This window comes from Flavobacterium notoginsengisoli, assembly GCF_042686225.1.
GTDB lineage: Bacteria > Bacteroidota > Bacteroidia > Flavobacteriales > Flavobacteriaceae > Flavobacterium > Flavobacterium notoginsengisoli.
Window position 1 is genome coordinate 277,906 of the sequence record NZ_JBHUOT010000002.1, and the last position, 23,545, is coordinate 301,450.

Sequence of the window (23,545 nt, forward strand, 5' to 3'; positions counted from 1 at the left end):
AAACTATTTGCTGTTTTTCTTTATAATCTCTTGAGCTAAATGGATATAGTTTACAGCACCTTTACTTGTGGCATCATAATTAATGATACTTTCACCAAAACTTGGAGCCTCACTTAATTTTACATTTCGCTGAATTACAGTGTCAAATACCATGTCGTTAAAGTGTTTTTGAACTTCTTCAACAACCTGATTCGATAAACGTAATCTTGAATCGTACATAGTTAATAGTAAACCTTCGATGTCAAGATCAGGATTATGTATTTTTTGAATACTCTTAATAGTGTTCAATAATTTACCCAATCCTTCAAGTGCAAAATATTCACATTGAATAGGAATAACTACTGAATCGGATGCTGTTAAGGCATTCAGGGTTAACAAGCCTAGAGATGGTGCGCAGTCAATAATGATAAAGTCATATTCTTGTTTCGCCTCTTCTAATGCTTTTTTAAGCATATACTCACGGTTTTCTTTGTCAACCAATTCAATTTCGATCGCAACAAGGTCAATGTGAGCAGGGATCACATCTACGTTTGGAGCTGTACATTTTAAAATGGCTTCTTTTGGTGTTACAGTATGTTCCAGAATTTGATAAGTTCCTGTCTCAACTGTTTCAACGTCAATTCCAAGGCCAGATGTAGCATTGGCTTGAGGATCAGCATCGATCAATAATACTTTTTTTTCTAGAACACCTAATGCGGCTGCAAGATTTACTGATGTAGTAGTCTTTCCAACGCCTCCTTTTTGATTAGCAATAGCAATGATTTTGCCCATTTATTTTCTGAATTTTGAACCGTAAAAATACAATTATTTATGGTTTTTGAAAATCTATTTTGTTAACATTTAAGAAAGTTTGGTTATCCGTTGTTTGGTGGGTGTTTACAGAAATTTATTTTGTTTTGAAGAAGAATTATTAACGAAGATTGTTTCGGTCTGTCGGTACTTTTCTGCTAGTTCTGTCAGGTTTACAAAATTTGGTTCATTTTTTATTGATTTTTTGCGTTCGGATTTCTAATTCAAATTTTACCACGAGATATATAATTTAAGATGTGGTAAAAAAAGTATTTTAAACAATTTGCCGACAATTGTTTTTTTTCTTAAAAAATCATAATGAGAAAGAAAAAAAATCATTTGAAACGAATTCAATATGTTACATGTGCTTTTTTTGGCTGTTTAAAGATAAATAACGGGTCTTTGTATAGTTTTTGATAAGAAAATTGGAACCAAAAACGGACTTTTAGGTTAATGATTATTGGTATTTTGGCTTTTTAGAAAAACGTATTACTATTAAACCAAAAATGAATATTTATGATTAAAAAGTTAACCTCAACGTTTATTGTGTTTGCATTTATGCTAATTCTTTGCAGTTTTGAAGCGGTAGACTTATCGGGTATAAAAAAACAGCAAGATAACATAGAGCGTAAAATTCTTTATAATAAAAAGAAACACACGATAACATTATCTTGGTCAGAATTTGGAGACTCAGGAAATTACATAATTACACGGGGAGGAAGTCGTCTGGCATCAGGATATCTGCAAATTGGTTCTACTTCTAAACTGACATTTACAGATAACAAACCTAATAAAAACAAATACGAGAACTATTATAAAATTACCAGGGGGTCTGCAACTGTTGTTATTTCGCTGGAAAATCAGATTTTTGGTGATAATGTTTATTTCTACGATAGAAAATATGAAAAAGCAGAAACGGCAAGAAATGAAATTAATTCACAATTTAGTACTATTGGTTTAGGAGGAGCGAATGGCGAATGGACTACAAAACGCCAGGCGTATTATTTTAAACCTAATGTGAATGGTCAGACCTATGATTCAGGTGGATCAGGTTCTGCATCATCTGCTGAAGCAAACTCAATAGAGTTAGGGTTTTACTCTCATATTGGTGGTTTAGGAAAAGTGCCTTCAGATGTTAAATTAGGTTCGATATTTACAAGACCTCATCTTTCAGGAGGAGCAAACGCAACTTGTACTTTTTGGCGTTCTATGGAAAATGTTACTGTAATGCGTGATTTTGCATGGACAGTTTCTCAGTCAACCAGCGCACGAAGAATGTTGTTGGAAAGTACTTCAAAATATATTTCAGATGTTGGGAATACTAATTTTTGGGGAAGCGGTGGTTTTATTGCTGATAGTTATTATACCTCATTAAGACCAAATTGGGGCGGACAACAACAATGGTATACCAGAAATGCTGTCTTTCCGGCGGGTTCAGATGCTATGGGAGGTTCTTATAATATGGTTTGGCAGGGTTGTGTAAATCCTCCGAAAGCAGATGATATAAATTCTCCAATTTCAACTACACCAATTATTAAAGAGAAACCTTTTCTTTTTATAGATGATGATGGTGAATATAAAATTTTTGTTCCAGCCTGGCAAAAAGAGCGAGTAGGAGTTTCCTGGTCCTCAGAGGATATGGGAAAAGGTGAGATTCAGGATTTGCTTACGAATTGGTATGTTGCTAAAGAAGGCGATACAGATGTAGAAATTAATGCTGCATTAAAAGCAGGGAAAAATATATTTTTTGCTCCGGGACATTATGCATTGAATGCTCCTATTCAGGTGAACAGGAAGAATGCTATACTTCTTGGTGCAGGTATTGCTTCTGTAACGCTGGAGCCAACAGAAAAAAATACCTGGGGATGCATTTATGCTGATGATAAAGACGGAATTGTTATTGCCGGACTTCTTATGGATTCTTTTAATAGCACAACTTATCAGGTAAGAGTGGGGAATGAAGATGCTAGTGCGAATCATTCTGAAAACCCTATCTTGCTTTCAGATATTACTTGTCGAGTTGGTGGCGTTCAGTCCAAAAATATTCAGATACAGGTTTCAATGCAGTTAAATAGTAATAATGTGGTTGGTGATCATTTTTGGCTTTGGCGCGCCGATCACGGTTCACAAAAAGGCGGGGATTTACGCTGGATAAGAGACAGATGTAAAAACGGACTTATAGTTAAAGGTAACAATGTTACGCTGTACGGATTATTCACAGAGCATTATCAGGAATATGAAGTTTTATGGATGGGAGAACGTGGGAGAACATTCTTTTTCCAGAATGAACCGCCTTACGATGCGCCAAATCAGGTAAGCTGGAGTAGTCAGGGAGGGAAGGTTGATGGTTATGCTGCATTTAAAGTTGCTAATGGAGTAAAAGAACATCACAGTGTTGGAATGGGGTCTTATGCTGTTTTCACAGGGACGGATGGTAATGTAAATAAAAAAAACGGCTTCGAAGTGCCGAATAGCCCGAATGTAAAATTAGAAAAAATGTGTATTACTCGTTTTGCAGGTCCGGGGAATATTCAGAATGTAATAAATAGTACGGGAGGAAGTACAGCAACTGGTCCAAAACGTATAACTTCATATAGTAATAGTGACGGAAGTCAGCCTTATGATGAGGAATTTGTTTTGCCAAATAATGAATCTTATCCTGCCTATATTAAAATGGAGAAATAGATTGATATATCGTTTTTTTTAAAGCATAGCCCGTGGTTTCAACCACGGGGACGCATTATAATATCACGATATGTTTCCCGTGGTTGAAACCACGGGTTATATTTTAAATACAGTTGTTTATTTGATTTATAATTTTGAATTAATTCAAAAATACACACAATTGGGAAGTAATAACCGTTCAATTAATTTTGAGTTTATTGCAAAAAAAAAAGTCTTTTCAAAAAAGTGAAAAGACTTTTGTCGGGGTGGCAGGATTGCCACCTATTCCTTAATTCGTTGATTTTATTGGTGTTCTCAAGTACTCTTCCAAAAAGGGTAGCCGAATAGGTCTCATTTTAAATGACTTGCCTTGTAGCCCTTTGTTTCCTTGATCAATTTAATTGCAGTGAGTCAATGTACTTTAATATATGTAAAGGTATTAAAAATGTCATTATAATGCAACATAGATTAATCTTTGTCGTGAATTATTAAGGCTGCAAATAGGATAAATTACTTTGGATTAAACTTTGTGTGTCATTTTTTTTATGACAAATAAATATATATTTATCATTATGGTTTTCCGTAATATATCTGAATATTAATCGGAAATATTTGTTCTGAAATTAAGAAAAGATCGAAATATAAATTTATAACTACGCAAAATCACTGCGTACTTCTTAGATATCTTTGAATTTAATAAAAGATATTTAATAAGTAATCTTTATTCAAAATTTTATGGAAAAACAGCCTTTAAATGAAAATGTTTCTGAAGTTGATTTAACTCAAATATTTGAAGAGTTAGAGCACTTGAACAAACAATTAAATGATACAGCTGTTGAGATTTTTACAAATGAAACACAAAGGAACTTACTTTCCAAGCCAAGTCATTTTATGTTTTCAATTGTTCACAGAGCAATAGAATTAAATAGAGGATTTAAAACTCTAACCGAATCCAACAACTGGATAACCGCAATAAACTTATTACGGCTTCAAGCTGATAACTGTATGAGAATGTTTGCTATGAGTTTGGTCGCAGATAGGTTGGACTTTTATAATCGAATTCAAAATGGGGAACATATAAGAAATATAAAAGATGCAGAAGACAATAAAATGACTGATTTATATTTATCTCAAAAATTAGACAGTATTTATCCTGGATTTAGATTATTATATGAAAACACAAGTGGATTTATTCATTTCTCAAATGAACACATTACATTTAATACTGACAGAGTAGACAACGGTGAAGAGTTTATGATGTACATAAGATTAGCTGAGACAACGGAATTTTCGATAAATAAAAAAGTGGACTTCGCTTTCAATATGTTTATTGTAAGTAAAGAGCTGTATAAACTTCTAAATGGTTATAAATTGCACATGATAGATTTTATGAAACAATTTGATTAAAAAAGGCTATATATAACTGGTGTTTGGTCAGATTATAAATTGAGGCTGAATTTAAAGATGGTTTATATTTGGAAAATTTGTGCTTAAACGAAAGATCCTCATCCTTAACTCATGAACAGAGCGAAAATTAAATTTGACAAAAAAAAAGTACAAAACAAATAAGTTCGCGATTTCTCGGAAGCTTTTGTCTTAGGAACGGAATAAATTCAATTATTCAACCAGTTTTTGGGCAATAATCATAGTGCAATCTTTCCAAATTTGGATAGTTTTGTGTGGTTTATCAAAGATATATGAGTAGGAATAATTTAACCTTAAAAATTGAACGATGACAAATAATAACGAAAACGAACTTTCGAAATCTCTTGCACAAACTATTTCGGAATCAGATTTAACCAAAATCGGAATTGATATTGCGGAAATATCAATTGATTCAATACTAGAAAATGGTGTACTTAAAGATTTACCAATTGTTGGTTCTTTGATTGGAATTTGGAAAACCGGCGTTGCTGTAAATGATTACAGGTTTCTAAATAAAATGATGCTTTTCCTTAAAGAATCGTCTATATTATCAGAAAACAATCGAAAAAAAATTATTGAAGATTTGGAAGACAGCGAATATCAATCAGAAGTAGGTGAAAAGTTAATTGCTATTATTGATAAATTAGAAACTGGTTCTAAAGCGAAACTTCTTGGAAAAACATTAGCGCTTTTTGGTAATAAAATTATAACAAAAGATGAATTTTGGAGAGTAGCATTTATTATTGAAAGATTACCAATGTCGGATATAATTGCGCTAAAAAATTGGAGGAATATTGAATTAAATATAGTTGAAGATATTCGAAGGCATCTTTATCTTTCTGTCGGAATAGGATGGTTTGTAATAAATATGTCATCAACTGGATTTTGCTGGCAAGAAAGGTTATGTGAAATTTTTGGTGACTATTTAGTTGATTAATCTCAACTACACCTAGAAGATATACAATGGATTTGAGAAATTGGCGTAATGCAAAATAAAAATTAAGGTTGAGCACTAATATAAAAATCATTTTTATAGGCTATTTTTTTGGATCTATTACTCACTATTATAAAGGCGCTTATAATGCGCCTTCATCAGCAAAGGAGTAATAGGATTCTGTAGTTATAATTAATGAATCCAGTAGTGTGATATCAAGAAGTCTTCCGGCTTCTTTTACTTTTCGGGTTATCTGTTTATCGGCCTCAGAGGCTGTTAGGTTTCCTGAAGGATGGTTGTGAATCATCATAAGTGATGTAGCATTTGCCTTAAGAGCTGACGAGAATATTAGTCTAATATCTACAACAGTTCCGGCAATTCCACCGGAAGAAATTTCGTAAATTCCTAGTGCCTTGTGAGCTTGATTCAAAAGTAATACTTTGAACTGCTCGAAGAATTCTATCTTATTATGATCCCAAGCTGAAAGAACAAGTTTGTATGCATCTTTAGAAGATTTGATTTGTGGTCTTTCAGAGTTTTTTATTTTTGTTTTGTAGATCAGTTCAATTTCAGATACAATCTGCCAGTTTTGATTTAAAGTTTCCATAATTTTTATATTTTAAATTAATTATGGAACATCCATCGGGAATCGCCTAGCAAGCGCAAAAAGCAACGCAATAAAGCAGGAATTTTTTCCTGCATTTATGGGGGAATTTTTTGCTAGCGCCCGCAAGTGATTCCCGAACTTAGTGACAAAATTAAATAAGATATTAAAAGAGGAATGTACCGGTTAGCGTGGGTTTGAAAAGACTATGCTATGCAAAAAAAAATATTTAAAATCATACAATTTATTTAAATAAAGCGTTAATCTTTGCTCCACTTCATATTTAATGCCCATTTTGTATGATGACCAATATCATAAAGTTTTGTCATTGTACGTTTGTCGTGCCCTAAACAATTGATAAGTTCCCTATCGGCCCACTTGATGTAATTGCTGTCTCCTTGGTTTTTTAAATCTAAAAGTTCGGTGTATTGCTCTTGATTAGGTAAAAGTTCTAGAATATCATACTGCAATATTTCATAACAATCCCAGCCGGGTGTTTTCTTTACAGGAGTCATTACTCTGCCTAACAGATTATAATTAACATAAGGGAATTTTTCTTTTGATAATAGCTTTCCCTTTCCTTCAATTAATTCCTCATAAAATTCTCTCCAATGGTTTATTTCACGATTTTTACCTTCATTGAACCAATCTAAAAATTTGATAGCATTTTTAGCTGGAATAAAAATAGCAAAATCATCTTTCATTAGATTTTTATTTGGAAGCTTGAGATCATCCATTGCTTCAAATTTTTCTTTGAGTAAGCTTTGAGTTCCTTTTAATCGTTTGTATTTTCCACCAACTAATTGGTAGTGGCCATAATTAGAATTTCGCACTAATAAATATTCGTCATCCACTTTAATAATGTACAAGTAAGACATTGAAAATCGTATGTTTTCTTTCTTTACAGCCAAATAATATACATACAAAAGTAAAATCAATCTTTTTCGATTAATTATTAAATGTTCAATTAAAAGTTCTAATAAAGTAGCTAAACCAATAATGCCAAAAACAACTACATCTTTTTGGTATTCTGAACCGGCCATTTTAAAATAGCCATAAACTATAAAACCTATGGCTATTAATGCTTGAATTATTCTTCTTATCATATTATTTCTGGACTTGGAGTTATTGATGAAATTACTTCTTTGATGATATCAAAAGTTAATGGTTTGCTAGGGTATGCCTTGGCAACAGCTTCTGGTAAAACTTTCAATCTTATATCAGAAAAAGAATATCCTACTTTATCGATACCTTTTTTTAGAGATAATTCTGCTAACTCATTTAATTGCTCTAAAGTAAAAGTAATTCCTTTTAAACTCTTTTGATAAAGTTCAATACACTCTTCTTTTGTTGGTCTATTAAATTCAAGCACAACAGCTGCGCGACGTAAAATTGCTTCATCTATAAAATGAAGTCGATTGGTGGACATAAAAATAATGGCACGACCGTTTAACTCTCTTATTTCATCGATTTTTTGAATTAATGTATTGACAGCGGCTTTTTCCTCTTGATGCATTTGACTTGTTGATCTTGTAGTCGCTATTGCATCGGCTTCATCTATTAATAAAAATGCTATTCTTTTTTTTCCAGCTTGTTCTTTAAGTTGAGAAAATGCATCATTAACCAATTTACCCATTTCTCCATGTAAACCTTCCCCACGGACACGAGTACTTAGTTTGAGAAAAAAACCTTCTTTACCTAGTTGGCGAGTCATTCTATCTGCAATTGAAATTGCAGATATAGTTTTACCAGTACCAGCATCACCTGCGAGAATGATGAGGGGGTATTTATCTTTTAACTGTTGAATTATTGGTAATTCCACTTTATGATACTTATTACTCCAATCTGTCAGGCTTCCTTGATCTAAAAGTAATTTCAGGTTATTATAAATCCTTTCGTATTTGTTCTCAAAACCAATTAAGGAATCAGTTTGAGTTTGAACTTCTTTACTAGGAAGCTCAGTTATGTTGTCAAATATAGCAGCCATTATTTAAAATTTGTTTTTTGAAGTTCGTATCCTTTGTTTGCATATAGCTGAGCATTCCCTGAATTGAGATGTGAGAATGAGGTATCGATTGATGTAGAGCCCCAATTTACCCTGAAATAATTGTCTTTTTGAAAATCTTTTCTTTCTTGTTCACTCAAAGTAAACCAACTGTTTGTGTAAGATACTATTACAGTAAGACGTGTATTATCTCTGTTTTCCCAATCATTATTTTGTCCAGGTCGATCACTATTATATGAACTGCCATTATCATTTACAGAAAATCTTGTTGCTCTTAAAACGTAATCATTAGAGTTCTGTAGTAAAGCAATAGAAACCGTTTGCAAATACCCCTTTTCAGCCAGTTTGATAATATCATGTAAAATATCATCCACTTCACTCATTGACCATTTACCAGTTCTTCTTGCAATTGTTCGTATGTCGGCTTCACAATTTTCAAATGTTTTGCGAATATCTACTACCGTATAGGTATTTGTATTTGTTCTAGTATTATACATGATTATTTGATATTAAAAGTTGGACCAAAAACTGTTTTCCATTCTTCTATGGTGGAGCCTTCTGTTCTAATTGATTGGGCGTAATTCAATGCATCAAAAGCTTTTTCAGCTTCGTCAATAATTTCACTCCATTTGGAACGGTCTATTTTCTTAGCCGAATTATTTTCATTATTAGTATCATCCGCAATATAAATTGGAGTTGAATAAGAGGGGATTGAATTAATGGCGTGGTTGAATTTTATAATTGGGAAATTAGAGCTACTCATAAATTGAAAAAAACGTATGATAGCTTCTTCTATGTTTGTCTGTATTCCTTGCTTCTCATCTAAGTAAGCAACAATTAATTCAATCGAAAATGAAGAAATTCCCCCCTCATAATCGGTAGGCTTCAATTCTTTGTAATTTTTCCAATGCTTCAGCATTCTTACAATCGCTGTATAGCTAGGATTATCTTGACGCTTTTTTAGAGAAAAATCTAAATGATTTTCTACACTGGTAATGTATTTTCCCCCACCGCCTCTTTGTGGTTGCCAAACGTATCTTTTAGGTGTTGTAATAGGTACAACAGGTACGATATCTACTTCAAGTCCTGATCCTGAAAAACGGATGGTAATCGATTTTGTATTTCCTTTCGCATCGACATCTCGATTAATATCTTTTTGAGGATAGATTTCTTTAAGATATTTCACGATATAATCGTGCAGTTTTTCCAGGTCGTTTTGGATATTATCATCTCCACCAACAAAAAGTACTAGGTCAATATCTATTGGGTGATCACCGGAAGCTTTTAGAATAGTTCTTTTTTTCCATGAACCAGCCAAAAGAAATTTAGTTACTTTAAGCCCTGTACTTTGGTCATTTTTAATTTTGTTTTCGAGTTTCTCTTTGAGATTATTGATTTGATCTCGATACTTCTGCATGTCTTCACTTTGCAGCTTGATTTTGTCAACGAAGAAGAGTAGTTGATTGTTTTCTAAGTTCATTTTTTATAGTATTAATAATTAACACTACAAAGATTAAGGGTTACTGTGCATTATATGTGCATAGTAAAAAATAAAATAAAATCTTAATTAAAATAGATAGAAAACAACCGGTTAATTACCACTTAGGTTATTGTTGAATTCTCTAATAATGGTAAAAATATTATCAGCTTGTTCTTCATTAAAAACGCCATCGATCCCTAGATTATGGTAATTTTTGAAAGGAGAGTCATATAATTTAGCAGGATCAATTTTGCCGTTGTTGGTCAGGAATAATTTGACAGTATCCAGAAACTTGATTTGTATAGACGATAATTGATATTTATTACTGAATTCAGCAAAGGCAGTATTTACTTTATCAGCTGACAAGCCTATAAGACTAATAGTAAAATTTACCAAGTTTAGTGAATGTCCGATTTCATTTTCAAGTTGTTCTTTATTTATTTTGTCAGAGAACAGTATTGCTTCTAGTGATAGGAGTTCTTCTTGGGTGATTTGCTCCCCATTCTGAATTCGTCTAATCGTTAGATTGTTTGTGTTAGCACGGATGATTTCTTCTAAACGGTGAGTATTATTAACGAAAGGATTCGTATAGGTTGCTTTATCAGGTTCGCCAAAAGAAGTTATTACAATTTCATTTTCCAGAATGGCATCTTCAAAATTAGTGGTCACGTATTTTTGATCGACCGGTTCGATGTATTTTACCAGTTCACGTATGGCTACACGAATTTTTTCTAAATGATTTAGTCCATTGTTTTTCCAAAAATCTTCATTTAGTGGCAATTTCACTAGTTCTTCCTTGTTTTTAATTTCAGGAATAGTAGTTTTCTTTAAGAGTTTTTTTGAAATGATAGCTACTTTTGTAATAGGCACATTTAATCTAGCTAAAAATTCCTCTGTATTTGGTGTTTCAATTCGTTTTAGCATCAACATGTAAATCATTTTATCGTAAAAACGTGCTAAATCGGTATCGGATTTAGACGGTCTTATTAAAGGAGCTAAAACTTCTTGAATTGTTTTACTCTCGCTTTTATCTAAATGATTCCAAGTTTCGCGATTGGAAAAATCCATAACGGTTTCGATTTTCATTTTTACATCGAAACGGTCTTTGTTTAATTCTATAATTGCCTTATGAAGTTCGTCAAGCAGTTTGACGCTGTACTTTTGTAATTCTGTATCGTTTTTAATGCTTTCTTCTTTTAGGTATAAGGCTAATTGTAATTTTAGCCCAAAAACAATTTCACCTAAACTTTTTTGTGTACCTGTTTCGATACCATTTGGATTTTCTCTGAAGAATTCAAAATTCCCATATAAATCAAAGATCAGAAACTTTTTTTTGTCTTCACCATCACCAAATAAATTGGAACGCAAACGGGAACCACGACCTATCATTTGCCAAAATTTGGCGTAGGATTTCACGGGCTTGTAAAACATCAGATTCACGCAACTTGGTGCATCAATCCCTGTATCCATCATGTCTACTGAAATAGCAATTTGTGGTAATCTGTCTTTTTCTTCGTCACAAAAACGCTGAATAAACTCTTCTGCTTTTGGTTCACCGTGTGTTATAACTTTTACATAATCATTTCCAAAAAGTTCGGGGTCTAATTTTAAGAACATGTCTTTTAAAAAATGAGCATGTTTTTTATTGCGAGCGAAGACGATGGTTTTTCCAATTTCATCACCACTTCTTTTTTTTATACCGCTATCAATAAGATACTTCAAGGTTTTTAAAGCCGTATCCTCATTAAATAACCAATTGTTTAATTCGTTAGAGGGAATCACTTCATGACCTTCTGCTTTTTCACCATCCAAAATTTCCTCTTCAAATTCTTCTTTTTCTTGTTCCGATAATTCATCATAATGAATTCCGGATCTGTGAAATTTGGTGGGTACTTCAATTGAATGATAAGGCACCAGATGTTTATTTCCTACTGCCTCTTCAAAGGTGTAAGCATCGGTAGGTGTTTTATCTGCCAATCCAAAAATGGCATAGGTATTTTTATCAATACTGTTTTTAGGTGTAGCAGTAAGTCCTAAAAATAAGGAATCGAAGTAATCGAAAATAGCCTGGTATTTTTTATATATCGAGCGGTGTGCTTCATCTATAATAATTAAGTCAAAATGACCCACCCCATAAAAACGTTTGTCGTTTTCTTTGCTACCATCAATTAAACCCATCATCGTTTGATAGGTTGAAAAAGCAATACGGGCTTCGGGATTGTCTTTTTCCTGTAGCAAGTTTACACAAGAATGCTCCGGCATTAACTTTACAAAGTTATTTTTAGCCTGGCTCACTAAACTTTTTCTATCAGCTAAAAACAATATTCTTTTTGCCCAATTGGCTTCTAATAGCAATTTGGAAATGGCAATACTGATACGTGTTTTTCCTGTTCCTGTTGCCAAGACTAATAAAGCGGCTCTGTGTGTGCCAATTAGTTTACCGTTAATTTTATCGTTACCGGTAAAATGCTCGGCAACGGAGCGAATGGCTCTCAATTGATAGGCTCTATCTGTTATCGTAGTATCGATTGCTTTTTCTCTAATGTCTTCACGATTCGTTCTTCGAAACATTAAAGTCTGTAATTCTTTTTTGGTGTAAAATCCATGTACCGGTCTTGCCTTTTTATAAAATTGATCATCCCATAAGTAGGTCTCAAAACCATTGGTATAATACATGACCGGTTTACGACCATACATTTTTTCTAAAGATTCTGCATACAATTGGGCTTGATTTTCGCCTTTACTAGCATTTTCTATGGTTTTTTTGGCTTCGACTACTGCCAAAGGTAAGCCATCATCGTCCCAAAGTACATAATCGATATAGCCTGTTTCCGAAATATTGGTGGAAGCAGGCATAAACTGCACTTTAAACTCTTTGTCTTTGCTACTCGATAAATCCCAGCCTGCTTCACGAAGTGACACATCAATAAAATATTTACGTGTTTCATATTCGTTGCGCGGATGGTTTGTTTCATCGGCCGTATTGGCTACTTGTTTATTGGCCTCGATTTGGGCTTGTAAGGCTTCAATTTGTTTTTGAAACAATTCATTTTCCTTGGCCAGTTCCGCATTTTTTTCGGCCGCTTCTTCCAATTTGGATTTGAATTTGTCTAAATCAATATCAAACTGGGTCTGTATTTTTTGGTATTCTTTTTTAGATAAGGCATCCTGACCTTCGACCGGAATCAATTCCCAATTGAACATGGGAATAGTGCCTAAATTATTTTGCGTGTAGGATTGTGCGAACCAACGTGAAAAATAAAACAGGTGTTCGATTATCTTTTCGGCATCTGTTTTGGTTACTGCTTTATTATGAATTGCTAAGTTGCCTGTTTTACGAATCAGGTCAATTTCGTTGTACAGTTTATGCGGAAACTGTTCCTGGAATTCTCTCTGCTTCATTAACGAATTCAAAGAGGTATCGAAAGGCAGGATAAGTTCTTCATCGTTGGTAAACATCCAATTGACAGCCAACTCTAATGCCATACGGGCATAGGTTAATGACGTGCGCGGGTCTGTAAACACCCATTGCTCTGCTTTTACACTACGTTCGTAAAAGGCAGTCCATTCTGTTGCTAAAAATTGGAAGTTGGTAACCATATCGCTAAGATACTAATGTGTTTTGAAACTATTCCATTTTGTTCTGAAAATTCCTGCCAAAGCTACTTCTAAGAAATACAAATCGTAATCGTTTTGCACTTCGACTAAAACTACTCTGTAATTTTGAATTATATCTTTAGCGGATAACATGTCTCGACTTGTAGTAGTAGCTCTGCTAATTTTTTTCTTTTCTAATTCCCACTGATGTTTGGTTTTCAAATAGGCCAAGCTACATTCATTATGCTTTGTTCCCCAAGCATGTTGTTTTAATCTACGGAAAATTGAACGACTAATCCCTACATAAACCGGAGTTATTTTTCCATCAACTTCATCACCAAAAATGTAAAGTCCTTTAAATTCGTTATTTGCTGTGTTTTTTGAATTATTTTTTAAAAAGGTATTTGGAATGTAGCCTAATGTATTAAAATTTTCTTCATGCCTTTTAATTCTATTCTTATCTAAAAAGTATAATTCGTTTATTTTTTTGCAAGAATCTTTGTTTAGCTTTTGAAGTATTTCGTTGGCTAAATTCTTAGCTCCCTCGAGTAAAGCCTCAAGACTATCTGGATATGGTTCTTTTTTATAATTCATATTTTATCATTTCACCAATTTTAAAATCATTCCAGAATTTCTCATAGATATTGATCATGCGGGTAGTGATGGCCTGGAAATGATTTACTATGTTATTATCAGAAATTCTAGCTTCAATATTCATCCAATAATTCCAATCTTCATTAACAAAAGAAATTTTTCTATCATCTTCTAATGATAATCTTTCATTTGGTTTAACTCTATGCCCCTCTTTTCTGTTTTGTTCTAAGGAAATAGCCCTGAAATTTCCATTGGTATTGTTCCATTCTTTAATTCCAGAATTGATGTTTTTTTTATAATATACCCATTCGCTAGCATAGATATGGTCCCAATCCCATGGAGCATTGGTGTCTTCGACATCTTCTAATTGATTGTAATCGGTAAATGTTGTGTTTATATATTCTCGCTGTGCCAATAAAATGAGTGGTCTATTGTGACGAATTTTACCAATAAATTGCCAAAAATAGTCATTGGCTTTTTCTGAGTTGTAACCTTTGGTTTTTACACTCTTAAAATAATTTATGATATCATTTCCAGCGCCTTCCATCCATAGACCCCATCTATGTTCATCTTTTGTTCTGAACATATCGAGAATTTTAGGTTGAGCGTAATATGCTTTTAGTAAATCGGGTTTTATTAAGAAATGTGTTCCATCTTCTTCTGTCCACCAAATCAATTCATTTAAAGGTTCGTTCCAGAAATTTTTATTTTTTATTTTTTGATTCCACAAATGTGGAATATTATCAAAACCGAACCATGCAAATGTATATAGTTTACCAACGATCTTTTGTTCTAATTCCTTTGTTATTTCTGTTTTATGTAGGTGTAGCCAATATACTAAGAAGAGAAACAAATCTTGATTTCTTTTAATAAAATGTTTGATTAGTACTGGTGGGATTTCTCCATCAAATAGCGGATTGTCTTTGCATGACAGCATACAAATTGCTTTTTGAAACAATTGATCTAGTTGCTCACCTATTATGAATCTTTCTAGTTTTGTTTTAAAATCCTCATTTTTTAATCGACGTTGAAAATCACGCACATTCATTTTTTTGATGTAAGCATGATTTTCATCTAGGTTTGAGGCAACGAAACGTGACGCTAACGATAATATTTGCGTTGGTGGTATAAAATTGAGTTCACTCGTTTCAATAAAATCTTTTGCTTTTGGGAATAATGATTTATAAATGGAATAAATTAAATCGTCACCTGTTAACGTAGTACCAGAAGAATTTATACGCACAAAAAGCGTAGGATTCTCTTCTTCATTTTCTTCGTTTAGAACCCGATCTTCGATTATGTTGGATTTAATTACAATTGATTTTATCTTGTTTACGGTATTACAAATTTCGTTTAAATCCTGCTTTAAATCGGTTTTTAACAAAGTAATGAAAGTCTCTTTATTTTCGAAACTACCTCTTAAAGTTGCAAAATAATCAGGTAAATGCAGTTCTGCTTTTTCAATTACCTCATCAGGAGAATTGGCTTCTATAAAAAAGACTAATGGTAATGGAAACCACGCATCAACAGGAAAGGTCGTCGTGTTTTTAAAAGTAGTATAACCACCAGTATTATTTGGATGTTTTTGGAATAACTCTAAAGCTTTACGTCTATCGGAAACGCTTAAGGGTTTGTTGTTCTCTCTGTGTTGGTAACCCCAAGGATGGGAACGAGATGTGAGACGTACTAAATATTTACTTGTATCTGGTTTTTGTTCTGGTTTGATATCCAACCAAACAACCGGTAATTCTCCTTTGATGGACCAAGTTTTCGTTTCACTACTAAAGCAATACGGATTGAAATGACCTAAGAAAATGGAGGTCGCTCTTTGTTGACCGTCCATTAAGTTTAATTTGTTAGTGGTTTTAGAAAACAAAAATGAACCTATGGGATAGCCTCTTAAAATGGAATCCCATAAGTCTTCGATTTGTTTTGGTTTCCAAACAAAACCTCTTTGAACAGAGGGTAATTCTACTATAGATGTTTCAAAATCTAATTGCCAATTGGCTATTTCTTGTAGCGTAAAGGTATCTTTCAAAATATCTTTTGTTTTAAATATATATTCAAAATGAATTAGAAGAGACATTACTCCATTGCTTCAATCATTTTAAGTACGATTTCAATTTTAGTTGCTAAAATTGCTTTGTTACTTGGTTCATTAATTCTTTCCAAAACTATTCCAATTAAAGATTTTTTATTTTCTCCATAAAAATGCCATAATCCACTTCCGCTTATTCCAATTATTTTTGGGGATAAATGAACTTGTGGGATTTTTGCACTAGTTACTTCTCCATCATATTTGATTGCATAAGTTGAGGTTTTATTAAAACCAAATTTTTCAAAATCAAAATTTATTATTGCCTCAGATTGGTAGGTGAAACCCAAGGATTTTATTTCGTCTTTACCCCAAATCTTCTTTGTTCTAGTTAAAGGAAAACCTACACAAAAATATGTAGCTGTATTTTTTAAAATATGATTTGTTTCAATTTCTGAAACATCAATAGGTGTAAATCTTGTTAATAAATCATCAACGCTTTGACTATCAATCTTCAGGATAGAAATATCAATTTTATCATCTTTTCTATCTCCACTTGCAGGCATGGGTGAACTGATTAGCTTACCACCAATTATTAATTCTTTATCATGGAGTATTACAAAAGTATCACTGCTATGTTCCGCAAGTACATGTGCTGCCGTTACAACATAATGATTATTCTTATAATTGATGAAAACACCACTGCCTGCAGGAACTATATTTGACTTTTCATCATTACAAAAAAAACATATTGTGGATTGAAAAGCAGAATAAAGCCTAGGGTAAAATATTTTATTTTTTAATTTATTTGCTTTTTTAATTGCTTCTATATTTTTAGCCATATTAAAATTATTACATTTAAACTAATTCTCCTCTAAAAGCCTTTTGAAGTAAGCAATTGAGTAAATTTTCACTTTCTTTGAGTTCTTGTTTTACTAATTCTTTTTGCTGCTCTATTAAAGTAATTTTTTCAGCGAATTTGTTTTGAAGTTCAATAGGTGGATGTAAAATCAAAATATTTTGTAATTCTTGAGCATTTATATTTGCCATCCCTACAATACTCTTACACATATTTCTTAATACTAATTTGCCATATTTGGAGTTAAGGTATGCTCTTACAAAAAAAGGATTTGCCTTTTCATTAAACCTAACTCTAATAAGATATCCTGCAATAACCATTGGATCAGCAGAATCAAAAATTGCTGTTTTGCCAACAAGTTCTTTACTATTAGTTCGATTGAATAATAAATCTCCTTTTTTTACCAAATATTTATGTAAATCTTTATCTGGAATATTAACATATTTTATATTTGAATAATCCATATACCCTTCATATGTTAAGTTATTCATTCTAAGATACGGATATTTACCTTCATCACTTGCTTTTTCACTGGTTCCATATTTAGCTTCATTTATTAAATCTCTAATGGTTCCCTTTTGGAACTTAAATTTATTGGTAACAGGATCACTGAACATATCTAAAAATATAGATTGGGCTAATGTTTCATATTCTTTTAATATCTCCTGTGTTTTATTTCGTAAAGAAGTGGCTTCATCTAGAAGTTGAGCGATTTTTTTTTGAGTTTCTAATGAAGGGAGTGGAATATTTGATTTTTCTAAGTATCTAGTTAATTGCAAGTTTATAATTCCGGTTGTTTTATTTTGAAACATTTTTGTTATACCAAATTTATGATTTGCAAAAAGCATGTGAAGTAAATATTTAGGAAATACTTTTTCTCTTTTTGGTCTTAATATAGAAGTGAAATTATTACACACAAAATCACCTTCTTCATCAAAATAAACTACTCTTCCAACAGGTTGAGTTGGACTACCTCCAGATTTTTCAATTATAAGATCGCCTTTTTGAAGTTTTTTTTGTTCAATAATTTTAGCAGAAATGTCTCGCGTAACTACATTATCAAAATTTAAAACCCCTTTATTTGTGAAATTGGTTGTTCTCAGTACTTTAATTCCTTCTCCATCAGAACCCCATTCTCCACTAATAGGCTTATTGACTAATTCTTTGAGATATGCCATAATTAATTCAGATTTTTTTCTAATTGCTTTGCAATGATTTCTCTTTCAGTATTGATCTGTTTTATTCTTTTCAGGATATCTTTAGGGGCGTCATATTTTATTTCGCTGTAAACAATTTCTTTATAGCGATTTATTGATAAATCCCAATCGTTTTCTTTAATTTCTCCGAAAGGAACTAAAAAACTTTGTGATGTTCTGTCGCTAAAGTCATGGGTGCAGGTTTCGCTCATAAACTGTTCAAATCCTAAATTTTGAGGCGTATCATTTACCTGTAAAAGTTCGCCAGTTATGCTGTGTTTTTTTTTGAAGTAATCGCTTTTGTAATATCGGTAATGATCAAGTATTTGAGGGAGATTAAAATCATTATGCAATTTGCTTTTTACTTCAGTAGTTGTATTTTCGAAAGCATTTCCAAAAGCAAAATCCATAAACAACTCTTCATCGACCAAAAGACTTCGTTTGTCATCCAATGATTTTCCATCCGCTAACATATCATAAAACCAAACATTATCAGTTCCGCCAGAACCTGTTTTGGTAAAAACAATAATAGCTGTACTTACTCCAGAATAGGGTTTAAAAACACCACTAGGCAGTGATATTATGGCTTCTAATTTATTGTTGGCAATGATTTCTTGTCTGATACTTTTATAGGCTTTTCCACTGCCAAACAATACACCATCAGGCACGATTACTGCTGCACGTCCACCGGTTTTTAATTGACGGAGCATAAGTGCTAGAAAAAGTAATTCTGTTTTCGTAGTATCTGTCACGTTTTTCAAACCTGGAGCAATACTTTCTTTGTCAATTGTCCCTGTAAAAGGAGGATTTGCCAATATCAACGTATAAGCATTAGCAATTTTATTGTCTTTAGAAACTGCATCAACGTCGATAATATTTGGTTCTTCGATGCCGTGTAAATACAAGTTCATAGAAGAAATGCGTAGCATAGTAGCATCGAACTCTGTACCGTTGAACATCTTTTTGTTGATGTGATCGGCATATTTGTCCAGCTTGGTCACTTCATTGTGTTTATCAATGTACTCTTTAGCCGCAACTAAAAACCCTGCCGTTCCTACTGAAGGATCGCAAATGGTGTCTTCTAATGTAGGTTGCATTAGTTCAACCATCAGTTTAATGATGTGTCGAGGTGTACGGAATTGACCCGCTGTTCCACCACCTTCTAATTTCGAAAGTAAGTATTCGTAAATGTCTCCTTTGGTATCCTGGTGGGACATGTCGATATTCTCTAATTTCTCAATTACCTGATCGAGTGTAGAGGCTTTAGAAATACTGAAGGTTGCTCCTTTCATGTGCGTAGCGAAAAGACTGGTTTCTTTCCCTAAAGAGCGGATAAATGGGAAAATACCATTGACAGTATTTGTAAAAATATCATGTCTAGCAGTGACATCCATTTCTTTCAAGTTTTTCCAACGAAAATTTTGTTGATTTACTTCGTCTTTTTCTCCTTTGAATGGAGCAAAAATGGGTGTGTATTTGAATCCGCGAAGCGCTTTGCGTTCGTTACGTATTTCAGTTTCGTCTAAGTCTTTAATAAATATTAGGTAGGTTAGTTGCTCTACAATTGTAATGGTATTGGTAACCCCACCTGTCCAGAAAGTGGTCCATATTGTGTCTATTTGCGTTTTTAATTCTCCAGTGATCATATTTGGATGTTATACTATAATTTTACTAACTCTTGTTTTGGTTTCAAATGTACGATTATCTATATATTCTTCAACCGCAACCTCAACTGGATTATCATTTACCAACGAATAATTAGCCACTAAATGAGGTGGAATAAAAATATTATCACTTCCTGTATTTGGTTTAAAGAATGCAAATCCCTTTTGGGTATTAAGATTAATTACGATACCTGATATAATAGTATCGGTTTCTATATCATTAATATCTGTATCTGCCTCAACTTTAAACCAATTTTGTGTTTTTGGATTAGAATCTACATATGTTTTAAACCAAACGATTACGTCAAGGAGCTGAAAGAACACACTTTTTAATAAGAAGGATGTTTTGAGTGACTTGACAAATGAATCAATTTCAGATCGGTGTGAACCAGCTTGCGTAACTGATAATATATTTCGTAAATAAAAAGCAATTTGTTTTGGTAAATGAGCTTCTTCTTTATGTTGATAACCTTTTTCTGTAAAAAACACACCATCAGGGCTCTTACCAGCCAAAAACTTACTAGATTCATTTAAAGAAACACTAGGCGAAACAAATTCACTTGGCAACAAATTAAATTTAGCAAATGCTACAAAAATATCTTCTACAATTTTTCTTATCGTATTAAAATGATTGTCAATATTAGTTTCATCATTTACTTTTAAGAGATTTAAAATATCTTGTCCTGACATTTCACCTATATACTTTTCATTGCAAACATCAAAAACACGCTTGTACGAATGACGAAGTTGTGTATCCTCTTGATTGGCAGCTGCATTTTTTATGTCTTCAAACAATCGTTCAATATCTTCATCGCTACCTTTTTTGTAAACCTTTTTAAAGGCTTTGTTAAAAGTACTATCCTCATAAGCTTCTGCTTGACCTGTAAGAACAAAAATTTCGAACTTTTTCTTCAATTGCAATAATTGTTCTTTTGCTCTATGGACATTATCGGTGTCTTCTGAACCTTCTATGTCATCTTCATTTTCAAAGAACTTGGCGTCTAATAATACCCCATCATAGAACGGATAGTTTTGTTCTAACTCGCTCATTCCGGCATTCAACGATTTGAAAGGAATTAACTGTATTCCGTTTCTTTTTGCGCGACCTTTAGTGCCTGTGAGCGTTTCATGCTCATCATCTATCCATAAAATATTGTATACGATATCTTCCATACTTAATTAATCAATTTGATTGGAAATTGAAATTTGAATTCAACGGGATAGAGTGGATCATCATTTAAAGTTAATATCCAATCTGGATTATCAAAGTCAGAGGCTATTCGGTGTATATCATAGCCTCCTAAACCACTACCGGTACTTTTATCTGCTGTGGAGTATTTAGCAATATACTTTTCCCTATCAAAATTTTTAGGAAAAGGTTTTCCGTTGTTTTTAATTTCTACCACTAGAAAATCATCTACGTCGTTTAGCTCAATAACCACTTCATTTCCTGCTTCTTTTTTATCAAAAGCATATTTGTTTGCATTTGTTAAAAGATTATCGAGTAAAGTTTTTAATAGCGTTTTGTTCGCTAGGATTCCCCTCTTTCTAGTGTTTTCACTCTTCAGAAGTAACTTTTTAATCTTAAAGTTAAATCCATTACTTGACAGCTCGTTGATAACACTATTAATGTCTGAAAGCGAAATAAGTTGTTTGTCATATGCTGATAAAACAAGGCCATTTTCACCTTTCTCTAAAACTTCCGTAATAAAATTCACATCTCGCTTGATTTCTTTAAGAACCGAGACCATATCAACTTCATAAAATTCAATAAAAGCCTTGTTCATCTCTTCAAAACCAGACTGATTTCTATTTATGAAATCCAACAAATTATCAGACCAATCTAAAATATTTTGTCTAGGTCTTCCTAATGTATGTTTCAGAGAAGCAAATTCATTAAAATCTTTAATTGCCTTGCCGTGAACTAGTGCATTTCTTTCTTCCTGAAGAACTTTGATCTTATTTGCTAATTCATAAATACCTTGGATTTTCGCCTTTTGTTCTTCTAATGAGGGTAATTTAATTACTACTTCAAGTAAATCATTCTGACGAATAGATGGTATTGTACCCCCTAGACGGTATGCATCTAATTGCTTTTGGACATATTCAGACTGCAGTTCATTGATTAAATAAGCAATGTACACTTTTGATTCATCAACCTTAGCTGAAAATATATCCAAATTTTTGAAAATTGGATTTCCTTTAAATTCAAAGTAGGTTGGCTTTAAGGTTTTCCAACGCATTGCCAGTAATAGACAGGATTCATCTATTTGATAAATCATATTTCTATTTATATCTGAGTCGCCGATAGCCGATTCGTCTAACGTAAAATCTACATTATCATCTTTTAAGTCCCGAATACGCATTAACTTACCAACTTCAGGCAAATTACTTCTTTGCCCTCTAAAAGGTTCTATAATATCTTTTAGTTTAACACCATTAATTTGCTCTTGAAAATAGCGTGCAACGCTCAAATTATAGTCGTTCGAACGAATTTGTTGGTTATCTATAATACGTATAATATCGTTATCAATTATTTCATTGTTAATAACGGTAATTAACTTAGTATCATCTAACACTTTTAGTCTTGAGTCGACATGCGACACAAATCTAGTTGCATCAATGAATTTAACTTTGCCTGGTTGTGCTTTGGACTTGTTAATCACTAGAATTGTTAACGGAATTCCCGTGTTTAATAGCAGGCCTGCTGGTAATGAAATAATAGAGTCAATTAAATCATTCTCAATTAGAGATTCCCTTAAACGATGCTCCTGCATTCCTCTAAACAAGAATCCTTGTGGTAAAAGCGCAATCAATTTACCCTCTTGTTTTAAAGATTGCACTCCATTTTCTATTAAAAAATGTTCAATGGTCCTATACTGGACAGCAATCTCTTTATATATATTATCAAGTCGAGTACCATAAGGAGGATTAGAAATAATCAAATCATATTTTTTTGAACTGTCAGGCCAGTTTAAAATAGAATCTTCACAGCGATATGATAAATTCACGGGTCTGTTATATGCCATGAGCCTTAATGCTCCCAATGCCCATATTCTCTGATTGAGCTCTTGACCAAAATAATTTTGATCTTGATTAAGATCTATCCCGAAAGAAGCTAGTCCTGCAAAAGGATTATACACTTTTGAATCTATATTTAGATTAGCTAGACCATTCATAAAGCGGGTTAACTCAACAGGCTGAATAAACTCTCCTGATGTACGGCCATGAGCATGAGCAATTCTATAGATTACATCATCGACTACGCTCGGAAAATGTTTCACAAGCAGTTCGTTTTCAATTTGAAAAAGGAGAAAGGATAGATAAGTGAGCGATTGACTAAATACTTTCGATAAAGAATCACTCAGAGCATCAAGAATTAGCAAATAGGTTTCCTTATTCTCATTATTTAAGTTTGATTTTATTACCAGCTTTTTGAGAACCTCAACTTCTAGATCATTCGAAAAAGAACTTTCATCTATTATACGGTCTTTGTAAAGTGATACTAATAGAAGGGTAATTTGTACAGAATCTTCAAGATTATTTAATTTAGAATTATTTCTAAAAGCATCGAAAAGACCAAAAATCTTAAATGATACAAACTCTACTGGTTTTGAATAAACTATTTCTGGCATAATTGGATTATTTATTATTATGATTCAAAGGTCTAAACTATCTGTGTAATATAAGTGCACAGTT

At 32.8% G+C, this 23,545-nt stretch carries 17 protein-coding genes; 3 read left to right on the forward strand and 14 right to left on the reverse strand.

The features are described 5' to 3' along the window. Positions 1-3: 3 nt before the first annotated feature. Positions 4-771 carry a ParA family protein gene (locus ACFS3A_RS06535; RefSeq protein WP_379824623.1) on the reverse strand — a complete coding sequence of 256 codons (768 nt, stop codon included), beginning with the start codon at positions 769-771 and terminating at the stop codon, positions 4-6. 534 nt (positions 772-1,305) lie between these two features. On the opposite strand from ACFS3A_RS06535, the gene ACFS3A_RS06540 reads away from it, so the two are divergent. The 3 genes from ACFS3A_RS06540 to ACFS3A_RS06550 all read left to right on the forward strand — a co-directional run bounded on the left by ACFS3A_RS06540 (position 1,306) and on the right by ACFS3A_RS06550 (position 5,815). Further along, positions 1,306-3,474 carry a hypothetical protein gene (locus ACFS3A_RS06540; RefSeq protein ID WP_379824624.1) on the forward strand — a complete coding sequence of 723 codons (2,169 nt, stop codon included), beginning with the start codon at positions 1,306-1,308 and terminating at the stop codon, positions 3,472-3,474. Between the two features lie 714 nt (positions 3,475-4,188). After that, positions 4,189-4,860 carry a hypothetical protein gene (locus tag ACFS3A_RS06545; protein ID WP_379824625.1) on the forward strand — a complete coding sequence of 224 codons (672 nt, stop codon included), beginning with the start codon at positions 4,189-4,191 and terminating at the stop codon, positions 4,858-4,860. A gap of 325 nt (positions 4,861-5,185) precedes the next feature. After that, positions 5,186-5,815, forward strand: coding sequence for a hypothetical protein (locus ACFS3A_RS06550; RefSeq protein ID WP_379824626.1), 630 nt, complete (start codon positions 5,186-5,188; stop codon positions 5,813-5,815). 139 nt (positions 5,816-5,954) lie between these two features. On the opposite strand, the gene ACFS3A_RS06555 is transcribed toward ACFS3A_RS06550, so the two are convergent. From ACFS3A_RS06555 to ACFS3A_RS06615, 13 genes are all read right to left on the reverse strand, one after another. Beyond that, the gene (locus ACFS3A_RS06555) at positions 5,955-6,419 is read right to left on the reverse strand and encodes a JAB domain-containing protein (protein WP_379824627.1); all 465 of its coding nucleotides are present in this window, start codon (positions 6,417-6,419) and stop codon (positions 5,955-5,957) included. Between the two features lie 257 nt (positions 6,420-6,676). Continuing rightward, positions 6,677-7,522 (reverse strand): SMODS-associated NUDIX domain-containing protein, encoded by an 846-nt coding sequence (locus ACFS3A_RS06560; RefSeq protein ID WP_379824629.1) that lies wholly within the window; start codon positions 7,520-7,522, stop codon positions 6,677-6,679. After that, entirely contained in the window at positions 7,519-8,403 is an 885-nt protein-coding gene (locus tag ACFS3A_RS06565) for an AAA family ATPase (protein WP_379824630.1), read from the reverse strand. The genes ACFS3A_RS06560 and ACFS3A_RS06565 overlap by 4 nt, the downstream gene beginning before the upstream one ends. Beyond that, complete coding sequence (locus ACFS3A_RS06570; protein ID WP_379824631.1) at positions 8,403-8,918, reverse strand: HORMA-1 domain-containing protein; 516 nt, start codon at positions 8,916-8,918, stop codon at positions 8,403-8,405. The genes ACFS3A_RS06565 and ACFS3A_RS06570 overlap by 1 nt, the downstream gene beginning before the upstream one ends. 2 nt (positions 8,919-8,920) lie before the next feature. Beyond that, positions 8,921-9,901 (reverse strand): CBASS oligonucleotide cyclase, encoded by a 981-nt coding sequence (locus ACFS3A_RS06575; RefSeq protein ID WP_379824632.1) that lies wholly within the window; start codon positions 9,899-9,901, stop codon positions 8,921-8,923. A 111-nt stretch (positions 9,902-10,012) separates the two neighbouring features. Further along, positions 10,013-13,501, reverse strand: a complete 3,489-nt coding sequence (locus ACFS3A_RS06580) for a DEAD/DEAH box helicase family protein (RefSeq protein ID WP_379824633.1) — start codon at positions 13,499-13,501, stop codon at positions 10,013-10,015. Positions 13,502-13,513: 12 nt separating this feature from the next. After that, entirely contained in the window at positions 13,514-14,092 is a 579-nt protein-coding gene (locus ACFS3A_RS06585; protein WP_379824635.1) for a hypothetical protein, read from the reverse strand. Beyond that, positions 14,082-16,130, reverse strand: a complete 2,049-nt coding sequence (locus ACFS3A_RS06590) for a DUF262 domain-containing protein (protein ID WP_379824636.1) — start codon at positions 16,128-16,130, stop codon at positions 14,082-14,084. The genes ACFS3A_RS06585 and ACFS3A_RS06590 overlap by 11 nt, the downstream gene beginning before the upstream one ends. Positions 16,131-16,177: 47 nt before the next feature. After that, positions 16,178-16,969, reverse strand: coding sequence for a S1 family peptidase (locus ACFS3A_RS06595; protein ID WP_379824637.1), 792 nt, complete (start codon positions 16,967-16,969; stop codon positions 16,178-16,180). A gap of 16 nt (positions 16,970-16,985) precedes the next feature. Then, positions 16,986-18,164 (reverse strand): restriction endonuclease subunit S, encoded by a 1,179-nt coding sequence (locus ACFS3A_RS06600; RefSeq protein WP_379824638.1) that lies wholly within the window; start codon positions 18,162-18,164, stop codon positions 16,986-16,988. Positions 18,165-18,166: 2 nt separating this feature from the next. Beyond that, the gene (locus tag ACFS3A_RS06605) at positions 18,167-19,828 is read right to left on the reverse strand and encodes a type I restriction-modification system subunit M (RefSeq protein ID WP_379824639.1); all 1,662 of its coding nucleotides are present in this window, start codon (positions 19,826-19,828) and stop codon (positions 18,167-18,169) included. A gap of 9 nt (positions 19,829-19,837) precedes the next feature. After that, positions 19,838-21,019, reverse strand: a complete 1,182-nt coding sequence (locus ACFS3A_RS06610; protein ID WP_379824640.1) for a hypothetical protein — start codon at positions 21,017-21,019, stop codon at positions 19,838-19,840. Between the two features lie 2 nt (positions 21,020-21,021). Further along, complete coding sequence (locus ACFS3A_RS06615) at positions 21,022-23,481, reverse strand: N-6 DNA methylase (protein WP_379824642.1); 2,460 nt, start codon at positions 23,479-23,481, stop codon at positions 21,022-21,024. Positions 23,482-23,545: the final 64 nt, after the last annotated feature.

Bases quoted from the DNA above. Each gene is read 5' to 3' on its own strand.
- ACFS3A_RS06575 (WP_379824632.1), bottom strand. From the start codon at position 9,901: ATGAACTTAGAAAACAATCAACTACTCTTCTTCGTTGACAAAATCAAG.
- ACFS3A_RS06540 (WP_379824624.1), top strand. From the start codon at position 1,306: ATGATTAAAAAGTTAACCTCAACGTTTATTGTGTTTGCATTTATGCTA.
- ACFS3A_RS06550 (WP_379824626.1), top strand. From the start codon at position 5,186: ATGACAAATAATAACGAAAACGAACTTTCGAAATCTCTTGCACAAACT.
- ACFS3A_RS06580 (WP_379824633.1), bottom strand. From the start codon at position 13,501: ATGGTTACCAACTTCCAATTTTTAGCAACAGAATGGACTGCCTTTTAC.
- ACFS3A_RS06585 (WP_379824635.1), bottom strand. From the start codon at position 14,092: ATGAATTATAAAAAAGAACCATATCCAGATAGTCTTGAGGCTTTACTC.
- ACFS3A_RS06610 (WP_379824640.1), bottom strand. From the start codon at position 21,019: ATGGAAGATATCGTATACAATATTTTATGGATAGATGATGAGCATGAA.
- ACFS3A_RS06615 (WP_379824642.1), bottom strand. From the start codon at position 23,481: ATGCCAGAAATAGTTTATTCAAAACCAGTAGAGTTTGTATCATTTAAG.
- ACFS3A_RS06560 (WP_379824629.1), bottom strand. From the start codon at position 7,522: ATGATAAGAAGAATAATTCAAGCATTAATAGCCATAGGTTTTATAGTT.
- ACFS3A_RS06570 (WP_379824631.1), bottom strand. From the start codon at position 8,918: ATGTATAATACTAGAACAAATACAAATACCTATACGGTAGTAGATATT.
- ACFS3A_RS06595 (WP_379824637.1), bottom strand. From the start codon at position 16,969: ATGGCTAAAAATATAGAAGCAATTAAAAAAGCAAATAAATTAAAAAAT.
- ACFS3A_RS06535 (WP_379824623.1), bottom strand. From the start codon at position 771: ATGGGCAAAATCATTGCTATTGCTAATCAAAAAGGAGGCGTTGGAAAG.
- ACFS3A_RS06565 (WP_379824630.1), bottom strand. From the start codon at position 8,403: ATGGCTGCTATATTTGACAACATAACTGAGCTTCCTAGTAAAGAAGTT.
- ACFS3A_RS06555 (WP_379824627.1), bottom strand. From the start codon at position 6,419: ATGGAAACTTTAAATCAAAACTGGCAGATTGTATCTGAAATTGAACTG.
- ACFS3A_RS06605 (WP_379824639.1), bottom strand. From the start codon at position 19,828: ATGATCACTGGAGAATTAAAAACGCAAATAGACACAATATGGACCACT.
- ACFS3A_RS06545 (WP_379824625.1), top strand. From the start codon at position 4,189: ATGGAAAAACAGCCTTTAAATGAAAATGTTTCTGAAGTTGATTTAACT.
- ACFS3A_RS06600 (WP_379824638.1), bottom strand. From the start codon at position 18,164: ATGGCATATCTCAAAGAATTAGTCAATAAGCCTATTAGTGGAGAATGG.